Genomic DNA, 13,462 nt, shown 5'->3' with positions numbered 1-13,462 from the left:
CGTACCGAAACACAGCCAAACATCCAACGCATTGCATCCATGACTCAAGCCCAATCCTCCCGCAGCTGGATCGAATCGGCCAACGACGCCGCCACCCACTTCCCGCTGCAGAACCTGCCCTATGGCGTGTTCTCGCACGGCGCGCAGGCGCCGCGCGTCGGCGTCGCGATCGGCGAGAGCATCGTCGACCTGTCGGTGCTGGACGAAGCCGGCCTGCTGCCGGCTGCTGCGCGCGGCACCTTCGCCGCGCCGGTGCTGAACCGCTTCATCGCGCTGGGCCGTCCGGTCTGGCGTGAGACGCGCCAGCGCATCGCCGAACTGCTGGCCGCCGGCACGCCGACGCTGCGCGACGACGCCGCGCTGCGCGAGCGCGCGGTGGTGCCGATGGCCGGCGCGACGCTGCATCTGCCGGTGCAGATTCCGGGCTACACCGATTTCTATTCGTCGAAGGAGCACGCGACCAACGTCGGCCGCATGTTCCGCGACCCGGACAACGCGCTGCTGCCGAACTGGCTGGAAATCCCGATCGGCTACAACGGCCGCGCCAGCTCGGTGGTCGTCAGCGGCACGCCGATCCATCGTCCCAACGGCCAGATCAAGCTGCCGAACGAGGCGCGCCCGATCTTCGGCGCCTGCCGCAAGCTCGACTACGAACTGGAGATGGGCTTCATCGTCGGCAAGGACTCGGCGCTGGGCGAGCCGGTGCGCGTCGACCAGGCCGACGACTACCTGTTCGGCATGGTGCTGCTCAACGACTGGAGCGCGCGCGATATCCAGCAGTGGGAATACGTGCCGCTGGGGCCGTTCAATTCGAAGAGCTTCGGCACGTCGATCTCGCCCTGGGTCGTCACGATGGACGCGCTCGAACCGTTCCGCCGCGACAATCCCGAGCAGTCGCCGCAGCCGCTGCCGTATCTGCGCCAGTCTGCGCGCAATGCCTACGACATCGAACTCGAGGTCGCGCTGCGGCCGCAGGGCGCCGAGCGCGCCGAGCCGATCAGCCGCACCAACTTCCGTGCGATGTACTGGACGATGGCGCAGCAGCTCGCCCACCACACGGTGTCGGGCTGCAATGTGCGGGTCGGCGATCTGATGGGCTCGGGCACGATCAGCGGCACCACGCCGGACTCGTACGGCAGCCTGCTGGAACTGACCCGCAACGGCAACGAGCCGCTGAAGCTGGCGGGCGGGGCGCAGCGTGGCTTCCTGCAGGACGGCGACGAAGTGGTGATGCGCGGCTGGTGCCAGGGCGATGGCTATCGCATCGGCTTCGGCGAGGTCAGCGGCGAGGTGCTGCCGGCACCGAGGGTCGAGGGGTAATCCCGGCCTCGACGATCGAAAGCCACTGGGCCTCCGCTTGCGCGGGGGCGACGCGATACGTTATTGGATGTCGTCCCCGCGAAAGCGGGGACCCAGCGTCTTCAACCGGCCCGAACCGGCCCGCGCCGGGTTTGAGGAAGGTTCACCCGCCCGGCGTGGCGTCCAGCACCACCGCCGCGCGGCCCGTCAGCAGCACAGCGCCGCCGCCATGCAGCGCGAATTCGTAGAGCACCTGGCGTTCGTCGCCGCCGATGCGCTCGGCCTCGATCGCCAGCGGGCCCGCCACGGTATCGAGCCGCTCGGCGTGGATCTCGACCTTGCGCACGCTGGCCAGATAGCCGACGCGCGGCCTGGCCGCGGAGCCGGACGTCAGCAGCGCGCCGTGCACGGCCATTGCCTGCGCCGCATATTCGATGCCGCACAGCGCGGCGAGCCGTCCTTCGGCACGCAGCGGATGATCGGGCGACGCATGGTTGTTCGCCTCGCAGCGGATGCGCATCGCATTCCAGTCGACCACCCGGTCGAGCAGGCACATCGCGCCGCGATGCGGGATATGCGCGGCGATCCAGTCCCGGCCGACCGGCGTGCCGGGCCCCATGCCGCTCGCCGACGCAGCGTCGTCACGGCCTTCGTTCACCGCCATGGCGCGACCTCGACGCGCAAGCGCAGCGGTTCCAGATAATCGAGCACCGGGGCGGCATCGTCGCCCCGCGCCAGCGCTTGCAGCAGGGGCAGGGCGCGGGCGGCCGGGATCGCGGCGCGCAGGCCCTCCAGCGCGCCATCGGCCATCATCGTCGGCGCCTCGCCTTCGAGCGTCAGCGAGGGCCGCAGGCTCGCCAGCGTCGCCGGCCCGGGCTCCGCGCTCAGCACCAGCGCGAGCCCGAACACATCGGGAATCGGCCGCGCGCTGCGCAGCGGCTCGGGATAGTCGGTGTCATAGGCGATCAGCACACAGGGCGCGCCGGTCGCCAGCACCTGGCTGCAGGCATCGAGCAGGCCCGCGGCAAAGCTGCCGTCGTGCGCGCACATCGCGTTGGACGGCGCCATCGCGCCGGTGGCGATGCTCCAGTAGCCGGCCGGCGCGTTGTGCACCGAGTTGTGGAAGCGGGTCGGCGAGATCAGCGGATCCTCGCCCGCCAGCGATTCGCAGATCGCGTGATAGTTGTGGCCGTCGGCGCCGGAGGCGCTGAACACGGTCGCCAGCGTGGCAGCATCGCGTCCGCTGGCCGCGATCGCCTGCCGGCCGACCGCCAGCGCCAGCTTGACCGCGGGACCGGTGCGCCGGCGCTCGGCCGACGGCAGCCCTTCCGGCGCGGGCAATGCAGTCGCGGCATGCAAATAGGGGACCGCCCCACGCAGCACCGCGGCGCCTTGCTGCCAGTCCGACAGTCCCGGGCCGAGCAGGCCGATTCCTTCGATGAACACCGGCGCCGTCATGACCGTTCGCCCCGCAGATGCGCGTCGGCGCGGCCGAACAGCAGGCTGCAATTGGAGCCGCCGAAGCCGAACGCATTGCTCAGCGCATAGCGGGGACGATGGCCGGCATGGGACGTGTCCGTATGCAGCAGATAGCCCACCGGCAACGCCGGATCGAGCTCGGTACCGGCGATGCCGGCCGGCAGCCAGCCCTCGCGCAGCGCCAGCGCGCTGATCACGGCCTCGATCGCGCCGGCCGCGCCCAGCGTATGGCCGGTCGCGCCCTTGGTCGAGCTGCACGGCGTCGTGCCGAACAACGCCAGCACGGCCTTGCCCTCGGCGGCGTCGTTGCTCGGCGTGGCGGTGCCGTGCAGATTGATGTAGTCGATGTCGGCTGGCGTCAGCCCGGCATCGGCCAGGGCCTGCTCCATCGCCAGCCGTGCGCCCAGTCCTTCCGGATGCGGGCTCGACATGTGATGCGCATCGCTGGATTCGCCGACGCCGCACAGCAGCACCGTATCGTCGGGCATCGCCGCTCCACCTTCGCGGCGAGAGTCAGGCAGCCGTTCGAGCAGCCCGAACGCGCCCCCTTCGCCGATCGAGATGCCGTTGCGCCGCGCATCGTAGGGCCGGCAGGGCTCGGCAGACACCAGCTCCAGCGAATGGAAGCCGTACAGCGTGGTATGGCACAGCGAATCGACGCCGCCGACCAGCGCCGCGTCGATCAGCCCGGCCTCGATCATCCGGCGCGCGGAGGCGAACACCTTGGCGCCCGACGAGCAGGCCGACGAGATCGCCGCCGCGGGACCGGTCAGGCCAAGGTAGACGCGCACGAAGGCCGGCAGCGAGAACGGGCTGTGCCGGTGCGCATAGTCGAAGTCGGGCGGCAGTGTGCCTGTCGCCGGATCGCGCCGCCGGTAGGCCTGTTCGGTTTCGAGAATCCCCCCGGTGCTGGTGCCGAGGAATACGCCGATACGGTGCGCGCCATAACGCGCGATGGCCTCGCGCACCCGTTCGGCAAAGCCGTCCTGTTCCAGCGCGAGCCGGGCGAGCCGGTTGTTGCGGCAGTCGAAGATGGCAAATTCGGACGGCAGCGGCGCGTCGTCGACGCCGGCGACCTCGCCGACATGGGTGCGCAGCCGCACGTCGCCGAAGCGGCACGGCGCCAGTCCGCTGCGCTGCGCGCGCAACGCCGCGGACGTCGCGGCCAGGCCATGGCCCAGGCAACTGGTGACGGTGAAATGGGAGAACTGCAGGGCGGACACGGAGGGGGACAGCTTACGATCGGGATGCGAGGCGGCGCGCCGCGGTGCGGCGCCAACATTTGCAGGGCCGCCAGCGCCGCCGCGGCTGCCGGCGTTGCGGTCGGTGGCCCGCACCAACGGGCGGCGCGATTGTATCAAAGCGGCTCCAGTTCGCCGGCGGACGTCACGGTGCCGTGCCGGACCTGTGCCGTATGCGCGGGCTTCTGCTGTTGCGCGTGCAGCGTGCCGACCATCAGCACATTGGCGCCATGCGCGTCGCGCGGCAGTGGCACCTCGCGCAGCGTCATGCCCATGCCGCGCAGCAGCGCGCGCCACTCGTCGGCGGGCCGGCAGGTCAGCGGACTGGTGCGGCCGGCGCGCAGCCACTGCACCACGCGGTCGACCGCGCGGCTGTAGCAGGCGCGCCAACCCGCGCTGGCGTCGCCGACGCGCAGCAGCAGCCGGCCGCCCGGCGCCAGGCAGCGCAGCGCGTCGCGCAGCAGCGCCTCCTGCGCGGGGCGGTCGATGTAATGCAGCACGTCGAGCAGCACCACCAGGTCGCAGGCCGCGGCGACCTCGGCCACCGCGGCACGGGCGTCGGCCTGGCGGATTTCCGCCGGCCACGGGCCCGGCTCGGCCAGCGCCGCGCGCGCGCGTTCGGCGTCGGCCGGGGTCAGTTCGATGCCCAGATAGGAGCGCGGCACCGGCGGTGCCGGCCAGCCCGACGGCCAGTTGTCCGGGTGGCATTGCGTCGCCGCCAGCAGCCAGCTCGCCAGCAGCCCCTGGCCGCAGCCGATATCGAGAATGCGCGCGCCCTCGGGGATCAGGCCCTGCGCCAGCGCGATCGCGAAGACCGGATCGTTGCGCAGCTTGAAGCGGGCAAAATGCACGGCAAAGGGATCGGCCGCCCGGTAGCGCGCGCTGGCCCGCGCGATCAACGCCTCGCCGGCCTGGCCGGCGGCATCGGTCCAGCGCGTCATGCCGGCACCGCCTCGCGCAGCGTCACGTAGCGCAAGCCCGCCCGGTCGATGGCGCGCAGCACGCGCGGCAGCACGACCAGGATCATCGGCGTGCCGGCACGGTCGGTGCCCGGGTTGCCGTCATGCATCAGCAGGATGTCGCGCGCGGCCAGGTCCTTCAGCAGCCGCGCCTCGACCTTGTCCGGATCGCCGCCGCGGAAGGTATCGAAGCCGCGCCGCGTCCAGCTGGCGAGCCGCAGCCCATGCCGGCACAGCGCGGGCTCCAGCAGCGGATTGCGCAGGCCCGCTGGCGCGCGGAAAAAGCGCGGCACCTGCCCGGTCAGTTCGGTCAGCAAACGCTGCGCGTCGCCGACCTCGCGCGTGATGCGGCCCGGGCCGAACGTCGAGAAGTGCAGCCAGTGGTGCTGGGTATGGTTTTCGATCGCATGGCCGCGGCGCACGATGTCGGCCACCAGGTCGGGATGGCGCAGCGCGCGTTCGCCGATGCAGAAGAAGGTGGCGCGGGCGCCGTGCGCATCGAGCAGGTCCAGCACGGCCGGCGTGACGTCGGGATTGGGACCGTCGTCGAAGGTCAGCGCGATGCTGTGGCCGGCGCTGGGCGGCAGCCGCAGCAGGTTCGGTCCCAGCAGCGTACTGCGCGGCCACAGCCCGGCGCCGGCCAGCAGCAGATTGGCCGCGACCACCGAGCCGGCCGCCCACGGCAGCGTCGCCGGTTGGGCGAGCACCGCGGCCACCGCGCCCAGATGGACGGCGGCCGCGCCGCCGATCAGCGCCGACGGCCGCCAGCTGCGGACCGCACCGGGCGCGGCGGCCGAGGCGGTCGAGGCGGTCGACTGCGGCCGCGGATAGGGATTGCGCATGCGCGTCATGGTCTTGCCTCCTGATCGTGACCGGCCGCGGTCGGACGGGGCGAGGCACCCAGCATGGCCGCCGGTGCGAACACCGCGGAGAACAGCAGCGCCAGCACCGCGCCCGGACCGACCGTCTGGCCGAAGGCCTGCAACAGCGGCAGATGTGATAAGCCTAGCAGACCGAAGGCCGCCACCGTGGTCAGGTTGGCCAGCAGCAGCGAGACCAGCGTGCGCGGCGCGATGGCCGCGGGCTCGTTCGGCCCGGCCGTTCCGGCCGCGCCGTTGAAGAACAGCGCGTAGTTCGAGCCCACCGCGACCAGCAGCAGCATGCCGACCAGATGCAGCAGCGACAGCGTCTTGCCGGCCAGCGCCAGCCCGGCGATCACGACCAGCGCGGCGGCGGCCAGCGGCAGCAGCGTCGCCAGCACGCGGCGCGGCGAACGCAGCGCCACCAGCAGCAGCATCGCGATGGCGGCGGCCCCGCCGAGCGACAGCCGCAGCGCCTCGTGCAGATAGCCGGCGTAGAGCCGGTCCGATTCGCCCTTCAGGTCGACGAACAGCGCATCGGCGACGCCGGCCCTGGCGATCGCGGCGCGGATCGCCGTGGGGATCGGTGCGGCGGCCGGTTCCTCGCTTGGCGCCGAACCTGCCGCCGAACTTGGCGCCAAACTTGTGCCGGCATCGCCTGCCTTGGCCGAGGCTGGCGCGCGCAGCGGCAGCGTCGCGGTCCAGCGGCCGTCGTGCTCGGTCAGCAGCGCATCGACCGCCAGCGCCATCGACGTGCCGCGCAGATCGGCCCGCGTCAGCGGCGGCATCTCGCGCACGCGCGCGGCCTCGTCGAGGAAGGGCGCGAACAGCGCCGGCTTGACCGGCAGCTCGGCCACCGCGGCCTGCAGCCTGCCCGCCAGTTCGTCGCGCGGCGGCAGCGAGGCCTGCCGCGCGCGCTGCGTCGCCTCGCTCGGCAGGAAGCGCGCGGGGCTGTCGTAGCCGCCGATCACACCCTGCGCGACCAGCGGCGCCAGTTGCGCGCCGACGCGCTCGGCGCCCTGCAGCGCGCCCTGTTCGGTGGCCGCCGACACGGTGATCAGATAGCGCACATCCGGGGCGCCGAGGTCGGCGCGCAGGCCGGCATCGAGCGCCTGCGCGTCGGCCGGCACCGGGCTCAGCGAAGTCAGTTCCTGGCTCCACAACGGCGTGCGTTGCACGGCGACCAGCCACACCAGCGCGAGCGCGGCGGCCAGCACCAGCGCCAGCGCGGGCCAGCGCAGCCGCGGCGCATGGGCCGCGATGCGCGCCAGCCGGCTGCCGAGCGGGCGCAGATCGCGCATGCGCCAGCGCGCCGGGATCAGCTGCGGCAGCACGAAGCGCGTGACCAGCGCGGCGGTGGCGAGCCCAGCGATCGAGAACAGGCCGAGCTGCGCCAGCCCCGGAAAACCGGACAGCAGCAGCGAGGCGAAGCCGCAGACCGATGTCAGCACGCCCAGGCGTACCGTGGGCCAGAAGGCGCGCGTCCAGCGTTCGCGCGCGGCGGCAGTGCCGGTGTCGGCCGGCGCCTCGTCATCCCGGTCCTGCGCGGTCTGGGCAAACAGATAGATCGCGTAGTCGACCGACTCGCCGATCAGCGTGGTGCCGAACCCCAGCGTCAGCCCGTGGACCATGCCGAACCCGAGGCTGACCGCGGCAATGCCCGCCAGCACGCCGGACAGCACCGGCACCAGCCCCAGCGCCAGGGCGGTCGGCGAGCGGTAGACGAACCACAGCAGCGCAACGATCACGGCCACGCCGATCGTCGACAGCCGCTCGACTTCGGCACGGATGGTGTCGCGCGTCTGCACGCCGATCGCGCCGGGCCCGGACATCACCAGGCGGAATTCGCCGGCCCTGGTCCCGGTCTCGGCCACCGCCGTGGCAAACGCGGTGCGGATCGCCGCCATCGCCTGCGCCTGCGCGTCGAGGTCCGACCCGGGCGCGGCGGTCTGCGCCAGCAGCACCGCGCGGCGGCCGTCGCGCGAGGCCCAGACGCCGTCCCGCGTCGCGGCGCCGTGGCCGGGATCGAGATCGGCCAGCAGCGTCGCGATCTCGCCGGTCGGATCGCGCGGCAACAGCGGCTTGATCATCAGCCCGGCCGACGAGCCGAGCAGGTCGATGGTGTCGCAGACGGCCGCGCGCAGGCCCGCCTCGGTGAAGCGCTCGGGCGTGACGGCGGGACTGAGCAGATAGCGGTTGGCGAACAGATAGCGCTGGTCGCGCTCGCGGTTGACCGGCTCGCCGTTGTCGATCGCGGCAAAGCGGGAATCGCCGCGCAGCTTGCCCGCCAGCGCCTTCGACAGCGCCGCGCGCCGCGCGCCATCCTGGTCCTGCCCGGCGCCGCCTTCGATGCCGATCAGCAGCAGCCTTGACACCAGGCCATCGCGCAGCTGATCGACCAGCAGTTGCTGTTCGGCGGTCGGCGCGCGCGGCAGGAAGGCGGACAGGTCGGCCGTGAAGGTGGTGCGCGCGGCGATGGCGGCGCAAGCCAGCACGAAAGCCAGCCAGAGCGCAACCGCCAGCCGCGCCGGCAGCGTCCTTCGGTGCAAACGCCGGCCCGCCGCGCTCATTGGCCGCCGGTCGGCACGATGGTCATCACCGAGCGGTCACCGTCGGCCTGGCGGATCTCGACGCGCTCGAGCCGTTCGCCGGCGCCGTCGATGCGGATCGCCGCGATGGCGGCCGCCATGCGGCTGTCCGACGGCGTCAGCGTCAGCGTCCACCGCCTGGCGCTGCCTTCCAGCGCGAGCCGGTAGTACTGCTCCAGCGCCTGCCGGTTGCCGGCCAGCGTGCCGCGCAGGCTCTCGATGAAGCCGGCGAGCTCGGGATGGTTGCCAAGCGGAATGGTGGTCTTGCGGCCCGCCCGCTCGACCGTCAGCATGTCGCCCTGCACCAGCAGCGTCTCGGGCTTGGGCGCCAGCGTGCGCTTCTCCAGCCGATCGGGGGCGACGAAGCGCAGTTCGCCGCTCGACTCCAGCGGGCGCTCGAGCATCGCCATGTACTTCTTTTCGACGAAGCGCGCGTTGCCCGAAGGCTGCCGCGCCAGCGTCGCCATCAGCCGGTCCACGCTCCAGGCGGCATCGGCGCGGGCCGGGGCCGTCGCGGTCGACGTCACCGCCGGGGCCGCGGCGCCGGCTTGCGGCAGCAGGCCGGCCAGCGCCAGGCAGCACGCCGCGCCCAGACGAAGGGCGGCACCGAAGGTAGGCAAGCGAAGGCTTTCGAATGGGCTGCTGATCGGCATCATCCGTTTGCAGGCGCGCGCGCCGGCGCCTGCCAGAAATCGTAGAAATTGAACCAGTTGTATGGCGCCGCCCGGCAATGCCGCTCCAGCAGCGCGACATAGCGGCGCAGCGCGGCCTCGATCGCGGCCTCGCGCTCGGCGGCCGGCGTCGCCGAGAAGTCGGCGATCGTGTCGAAGTGGATGTCGTAGCGGTTGCCGCCGCGGTACAGGCCGGTCATGAACAGCACCGGCCGGCGCAGCATCGCCGCCATCCGCAGCGGCCCGGTGGCGAAGGGCGCCGGCGTACCGAGGAATTCGCAGTGCCGCGGCGGATCGGTGGCGAGCCGGGTCAGCGTGCGGTCCGCGAGCAGGCCGAGCAGGTAGCCGCGCTCCAGGTAGTCGCGCGCCTGCAGCATCGCGTCCAGCCGGCCCAGCGCGATCACGTCCTGCCGCACCGCGGGATTGATCGCCGCCAGCACGTCGTTGAGGCGGCTGGCATTGTCCTGGTACATCATCACCGCCAGCCGCAGCGCCGGATAACGCAGGCCGACCGTGCGCACCGCCTCGAAGCTGCCCAGATGGGCGCCGAACAGGAAGGCGCCGTCGCCGCGCGCGATGGCCTGCTGGATGACCGGCTCGCCGTGGACCCGGATATCGAACAGGTCCAGACGGCCGTTCAGCAGATAGACGCGGTCATGGATCGTCGAGGCGAAGGCGAAGCCCTGGCGGAGCAGGTCGATCAGGCCGGCCGGGCGTCCGAGCGCGCGCGACAGGTACAGGTGCGAGGTGCGGCGCGCGCCCGGCGAGATCAGCAGGTAGACCGCCACCACGGGCCACAGCAGCGTGCGGCTGGCGCGCCGGCCCAGCCGCAGCGACAGCCAGCGCATCGCGCGCAGCAGGCGCAGATGGCTGCGCTCGGGCTGGCTGCTCCAGTCGTCGGCCGGCGCCGCGTGGCTGTTGTCCGGTGCCGTCATACCACCGCGTCGGTGGGCCCGGCCGCGCCCGGCAGCGTCAGCATGCCGCTGGCGACGGTGCGTCCTGGACCTTCGAGCTCGAAGCGGACCGTGTGCTCGGCCTGGTGGCTGGCGTGGTGGTCGGCCTGGTCGCCGGCCGGGTCATCGCCGACGCTGGCATAGCGGACCGTGACCGGCTCGTTCGGCGCCACCGTCGCCAGGAACTTGACCGAGGCAAGGCGGGAAGGCTGGGGCGCGCGGCCCAGCGCGGCGGCGATGCGCAGCACCGCGTGGTCAAGCAGCACCACGCCGGGCACGATCGGCTGGCCGGGAAAGTGTCCCGGCAACGCCGGGTGGCCGGCTTCGATGGTGAAGACGCCGGCGCTGTTCATGCCGGCCCGAGCACGGTGGTGGGCGCGCGATCGTCGCGGCGCGCCGCCTGGCCGCTGTGCAGCCGCGCGACCAGCGGCTCGAGCAGGTCGCGCGGCAGCTTGCCGGTGGCATTGCGCGGCAGGCTGTCGACGAAGAACACGCGCCGCGGCAGGAACACCGGATCGATGCGCGCGCGCAGCGCCTGCCCGATATCGGCGGCATTCAGGCCCGGCGCGACGACCAGCGCCGTCAGCCGCGCCTCCTTGCCCAGCCCGCCCGGCGTCTCGCTGCGCGGCAGATGGAAGACGCCGTCGACCACGCCCGGAATCGCGTTCAGATGATGGTTCAGATAGGCCAGCGACGTGCGCTTGCCGGCGATCTTGATCAGGTCGGCCTTGCGGCCGTGCAGCAGGAAGCGGTGCGCGTCGAGCGGCTCGATCGCGTCGTTCAGCGCCACCGGCTGGGCCAGATGGGCGCCGCTCGCCAGCCAGCTCGGGCCGTCTTCGGCATCGTCGCCATCGGCTGCGGCTTGCGCACCCGGCGCGCGCTCGAGGCGCAGCGTCAAGCCCGGCAGCAGCTGCCAGGCGGCATCGTGCGCGGTGCGGCGCGTGGCGATGTGGCCGGTCTCGGTGCTGCCGTAGATTTCCAGCAGCGGCGCGCCGGTGCGCGCCTCGATGTCGCGGGCCAGCCGCGGCGCCAGCGGCGCCGTCGCCGACAGCAGCCGCGCCAGCGCCGGCAGCTCGACCGGCGACAGCTGCAGCGTGCGCAGATGCACCGGCGAGGCCACCAGCACGCGCGGTGCCGGCACCGCGGCCAGCGCGGCGGCGACATCGTAGGGGTAGAAGGGATGGGCCGCGCTCAAGGCGACGCCGCCGTGCAGCGCCAGCATCACCGTGCATTCGAGGCCGTACATGTGCTGCGCCGGCACCGTGCCGACCAGCGTCGCGCCGGCCAGCGCATCGATGCCGAGCCGAGCCGCCGCGGCCTGCGCATTGCGCACCATCGCCCCCCAGCTCTTGCGATGCGGCATCGGCAGGCCGGTCGAGCCCGACGTAAACAGATAGGCGAGGGTGCGATCGGCCGGGATCCGGGGGACCGTCACGGCCAGCGCGTCGTCCGCCTGGGCTTCGTGCGTGGCCGGCAGCGTCACGCGCATGCCCGGCAGTCCGCCGGTGCCGCCGCCAGCGCTGTCGCCGGCATGGCAGCCGGCGTTGCAGTGGCAGCCGGCGCCGTCGTACAGGCAGAAGGTGTCGGGCGCGAATGTGGCCAGCTCGCGGACCATCTCCGGCGTATGCGCCGGCGGCAGCAGGCTGATCTTGTCGGCGAGCAGGCTGGCGCACAGGCCGACCGTGAACAGGTAGCGGTCCGCGCACATATTGAAGACGTGGCGGCCGGCCGGCAGACGGGATGCCAGGTCGCGGACGTCGGCCAGAAAGCGCGCCACGGTGACCGGGGCGCCTTCCCGGTAGGCGACGATCTGGTCGCCGCGGGTATGCGCGATCAGCGGCAGCGTCCCGGCGGACGGGTTCGCCGCGGCGGCGCCGGCGCGGCGGGCGGCGAAATTCTGTGGGCGCGATCGGCGCGGAATGCGGGACACTGGCATGGCGGCGCGGTCGGGGCTTCGGCCGGGATCGGGGAGGGCAGTCTGGCGCTCCCACGGCGGCGGCGAAGCGGTCCGGTCATCGATCTTCTTGGGGACTATGGCTGGAAGACCCGAAGTGTGGGGGTTCCGTTTCTCGCCGTGGCGGCGAGGTTGTTACCAAATTTCACCCGTATGGAGCGAACCCGGAGGGCTTGGTAGCATTGCGCCCGAAGGCGGTGCCGCAGTATACCCCACGGCTTTGCGCGGCCCCGGGCCGGGCCCCGGCCGCCGCCGCGACGACATAACTTACATTTAGCGACAATGACCGATCTCGAAATCGAACTGGCCCGGATGATTCTCGGCGAACTGGACATTACCGAGCTGACGCTGGACCAGGTCACGGCCGATACGCCGCTGTATGGCGAAGGCTTCGGCCTCGATTCGATCGATGTGCTGGAAATTGCACTCCTGATCTCCAAAAAGTACGGATTCGAGCTGCGCTCGGACAATCCGGACAACAAGACGATCTTCGCCACGCTGGGCAGCCTGGCGGCCTACACCGCCGCCAACCGTACCCGCTGATGCCCCGCACGCCCCGGACGGCGCCCGCGCCCGCCCGCAAGCTGGCTCTCGTCACTGGCGGCAGCGGCGCGCTCGGACAGGCGATCTGCCAGACCCTCGCCGCCGGCGGCTGCCGCGTCTGGGTCCATGCCAACCGGCGCCTGGACGAGGCGCGGCAGGTCGCCGAGCGCATCCGTGCCGCCGGTGGCGAGGCCGAGGCGATCGCCTTCGACGTGACTGACGCCGATGCCACCGAGCAGGCGCTGCAGCGCATCCTCGCCGAAGGTCCGGTGCAGGTTCTGGTCAACAACGCCGGCATCCATGACGACGCCCCGATGGTCGGCATGACGCGCGAGCAATGGCGCCGCGTCATCGACGTCTCGCTGCACGGCTTCTTCAACGTGACCCAGCCCCTGCTGATGCCGATGATGCGGACCCGCTGGGGACGCATCGTCAATATCGCCTCGGTGGCAGGCCTGATCGGCAATCGCGGTCAGGTGAACTATGCTGCAGCCAAGGCGGGCGTGATTGCGGCCACGCGTTCGCTGGCGATCGAGATGGCTTCGCGCGGCGTCACGGTCAACGCGGTGGCGCCCGGCATCGTCGATTCGCCGATGGCGCAGCCGGCCTTCCCGCCGGAGCGGATCCGCGAGCTGGTGCCGATGGGCCGCGCCGGCCAGCCGGAAGAGGTGGCGGCGATGGTGGCCTATCTGGTGTCCGAGGCCGCCGCCTATGTCACGGGGCAGGTGCTGTCGATCAACGGCGGCATGGCGACCGGCTAGGCCAAAGGGACGAAGCGGAACGAACCGGAACGAAGCAAGGAACCAACGGTACGGCACAAACGTCGAGGAGAAAGGAGCAGTGCGCAGGCAGGGGCCGGCGGACGCGCAGCGCGCCACGCCGGCCAGGGACAACACATTGATGGAGCACGGCCGC

The 13,462-nt window shown here is 72.1% G+C and carries 13 protein-coding genes; 3 read left to right on the top strand and 10 right to left on the bottom strand.

From position 1 onward, the window contains the following. Nucleotides 1-39 precede the first annotated feature (39 nt). Nucleotides 40-1,320 (top strand): fumarylacetoacetase, encoded by a 1,281-nt coding sequence (gene fahA, locus M1D55_RS06890; protein ID WP_456280474.1) that lies wholly within the window; start codon nucleotides 40-42, stop codon nucleotides 1,318-1,320. Nucleotides 1,321-1,462: 142 nt separating this feature from the next. Here fahA and M1D55_RS06885 read toward each other — a convergent pair whose 3' ends face one another. The 10 genes from M1D55_RS06885 to M1D55_RS06840 form a co-directional block, all read right to left on the bottom strand. After that, nucleotides 1,463-1,963, bottom strand: coding sequence for a hotdog family protein (locus M1D55_RS06885; protein WP_456280473.1), 501 nt, complete (start codon nucleotides 1,961-1,963; stop codon nucleotides 1,463-1,465). Beyond that, nucleotides 1,954-2,757: a beta-ketoacyl synthase chain length factor gene (locus tag M1D55_RS06880; protein WP_456280472.1), complete on the bottom strand. Its 804-nt coding sequence runs from the start codon at nucleotides 2,755-2,757 to the stop codon at nucleotides 1,954-1,956. Before M1D55_RS06880 ends, M1D55_RS06885 begins: the two co-directional genes overlap by 10 nt. Further along, a complete protein-coding gene (locus tag M1D55_RS06875; protein WP_456280471.1) occupies nucleotides 2,754-4,001 on the bottom strand; it encodes a beta-ketoacyl-[acyl-carrier-protein] synthase family protein in 1,248 nt (415 codons plus the stop codon). The genes M1D55_RS06880 and M1D55_RS06875 overlap by 4 nt, the downstream gene beginning before the upstream one ends. A 134-nt stretch (nucleotides 4,002-4,135) precedes the next feature. Then, nucleotides 4,136-4,960 carry a methyltransferase domain-containing protein gene (locus tag M1D55_RS06870; protein ID WP_456280470.1) on the bottom strand — a complete coding sequence of 275 codons (825 nt, stop codon included), beginning with the start codon at nucleotides 4,958-4,960 and terminating at the stop codon, nucleotides 4,136-4,138. Continuing rightward, nucleotides 4,957-5,820, bottom strand: coding sequence for a polysaccharide deacetylase family protein (locus M1D55_RS06865; RefSeq protein ID WP_456281317.1), 864 nt, complete (start codon nucleotides 5,818-5,820; stop codon nucleotides 4,957-4,959). The genes M1D55_RS06870 and M1D55_RS06865 overlap by 4 nt, the downstream gene beginning before the upstream one ends. A gap of 5 nt (nucleotides 5,821-5,825) precedes the next feature. After that, nucleotides 5,826-8,408: an MMPL family transporter gene (locus tag M1D55_RS06860; protein WP_456280469.1), complete on the bottom strand. Its 2,583-nt coding sequence runs from the start codon at nucleotides 8,406-8,408 to the stop codon at nucleotides 5,826-5,828. Beyond that, complete coding sequence (locus M1D55_RS06855) at nucleotides 8,405-9,079, bottom strand: LolA-related protein (RefSeq protein ID WP_456280468.1); 675 nt, start codon at nucleotides 9,077-9,079, stop codon at nucleotides 8,405-8,407. Before M1D55_RS06855 ends, M1D55_RS06860 begins: the two co-directional genes overlap by 4 nt. Further along, complete coding sequence (locus M1D55_RS06850; RefSeq protein ID WP_456280467.1) at nucleotides 9,079-10,032, bottom strand: LpxL/LpxP family acyltransferase; 954 nt, start codon at nucleotides 10,030-10,032, stop codon at nucleotides 9,079-9,081. Before M1D55_RS06850 ends, M1D55_RS06855 begins: the two co-directional genes overlap by 1 nt. Then, the gene (locus M1D55_RS06845; RefSeq protein ID WP_456280466.1) at nucleotides 10,029-10,403 is read right to left on the bottom strand and encodes a hypothetical protein; all 375 of its coding nucleotides are present in this window, start codon (nucleotides 10,401-10,403) and stop codon (nucleotides 10,029-10,031) included. The genes M1D55_RS06850 and M1D55_RS06845 overlap by 4 nt, the downstream gene beginning before the upstream one ends. After that, nucleotides 10,400-11,986, bottom strand: a complete 1,587-nt coding sequence (locus M1D55_RS06840) for an AMP-binding protein (RefSeq protein ID WP_456280465.1) — start codon at nucleotides 11,984-11,986, stop codon at nucleotides 10,400-10,402. The genes M1D55_RS06845 and M1D55_RS06840 overlap by 4 nt, the downstream gene beginning before the upstream one ends. 300 nt (nucleotides 11,987-12,286) lie before the next feature. On the opposite strand from M1D55_RS06840, the gene M1D55_RS06835 reads away from it, so the two are divergent. Together M1D55_RS06835 and fabG are read left to right on the top strand one after the other, a co-directional pair. Next, nucleotides 12,287-12,547, top strand: a complete 261-nt coding sequence (locus M1D55_RS06835; protein ID WP_006577304.1) for a phosphopantetheine-binding protein — start codon at nucleotides 12,287-12,289, stop codon at nucleotides 12,545-12,547. Continuing rightward, complete coding sequence (gene fabG, locus M1D55_RS06830) at nucleotides 12,547-13,308, top strand: 3-oxoacyl-ACP reductase FabG (RefSeq protein ID WP_023264281.1); 762 nt, start codon at nucleotides 12,547-12,549, stop codon at nucleotides 13,306-13,308. Before M1D55_RS06835 ends, fabG begins: the two co-directional genes overlap by 1 nt. The last annotated feature ends 154 nt before the right edge of the window (nucleotides 13,309-13,462 follow it).

It is taken from the genome of Cupriavidus sp. JZ107, assembly GCF_053903255.1.
Note: the sequence above shows the minus strand (reverse complement) of the source record. Positions and strands in the feature narration are given on the sequence as shown.

What these genes read in the sequence shown, in the direction of transcription:
- M1D55_RS06865 (WP_456281317.1), bottom strand. Translation starts at nt 5,820, where the DNA reads ATGCGCAATCCCTATCCGCGGCCGCAGTCGACCGCCTCGACCGCCTCG.
- M1D55_RS06835 (WP_006577304.1), top strand. Translation starts at nt 12,287, where the DNA reads ATGACCGATCTCGAAATCGAACTGGCCCGGATGATTCTCGGCGAACTG.
- M1D55_RS06870 (WP_456280470.1), bottom strand. Translation starts at nt 4,960, where the DNA reads ATGACGCGCTGGACCGATGCCGCCGGCCAGGCCGGCGAGGCGTTGATC.
- M1D55_RS06855 (WP_456280468.1), bottom strand. Translation starts at nt 9,079, where the DNA reads ATGCCGATCAGCAGCCCATTCGAAAGCCTTCGCTTGCCTACCTTCGGT.
- M1D55_RS06860 (WP_456280469.1), bottom strand. Translation starts at nt 8,408, where the DNA reads ATGAGCGCGGCGGGCCGGCGTTTGCACCGAAGGACGCTGCCGGCGCGG.
- M1D55_RS06845 (WP_456280466.1), bottom strand. Translation starts at nt 10,403, where the DNA reads ATGAACAGCGCCGGCGTCTTCACCATCGAAGCCGGCCACCCGGCGTTG.
- M1D55_RS06880 (WP_456280472.1), bottom strand. Translation starts at nt 2,757, where the DNA reads ATGACGGCGCCGGTGTTCATCGAAGGAATCGGCCTGCTCGGCCCGGGA.
- fabG (WP_023264281.1), top strand. Translation starts at nt 12,547, where the DNA reads ATGCCCCGCACGCCCCGGACGGCGCCCGCGCCCGCCCGCAAGCTGGCT.
- fahA (WP_456280474.1), top strand. Translation starts at nt 40, where the DNA reads ATGACTCAAGCCCAATCCTCCCGCAGCTGGATCGAATCGGCCAACGAC.
- M1D55_RS06840 (WP_456280465.1), bottom strand. Translation starts at nt 11,986, where the DNA reads ATGCCAGTGTCCCGCATTCCGCGCCGATCGCGCCCACAGAATTTCGCC.
- M1D55_RS06850 (WP_456280467.1), bottom strand. Translation starts at nt 10,032, where the DNA reads ATGACGGCACCGGACAACAGCCACGCGGCGCCGGCCGACGACTGGAGC.
- M1D55_RS06885 (WP_456280473.1), bottom strand. Translation starts at nt 1,963, where the DNA reads ATGGCGGTGAACGAAGGCCGTGACGACGCTGCGTCGGCGAGCGGCATG.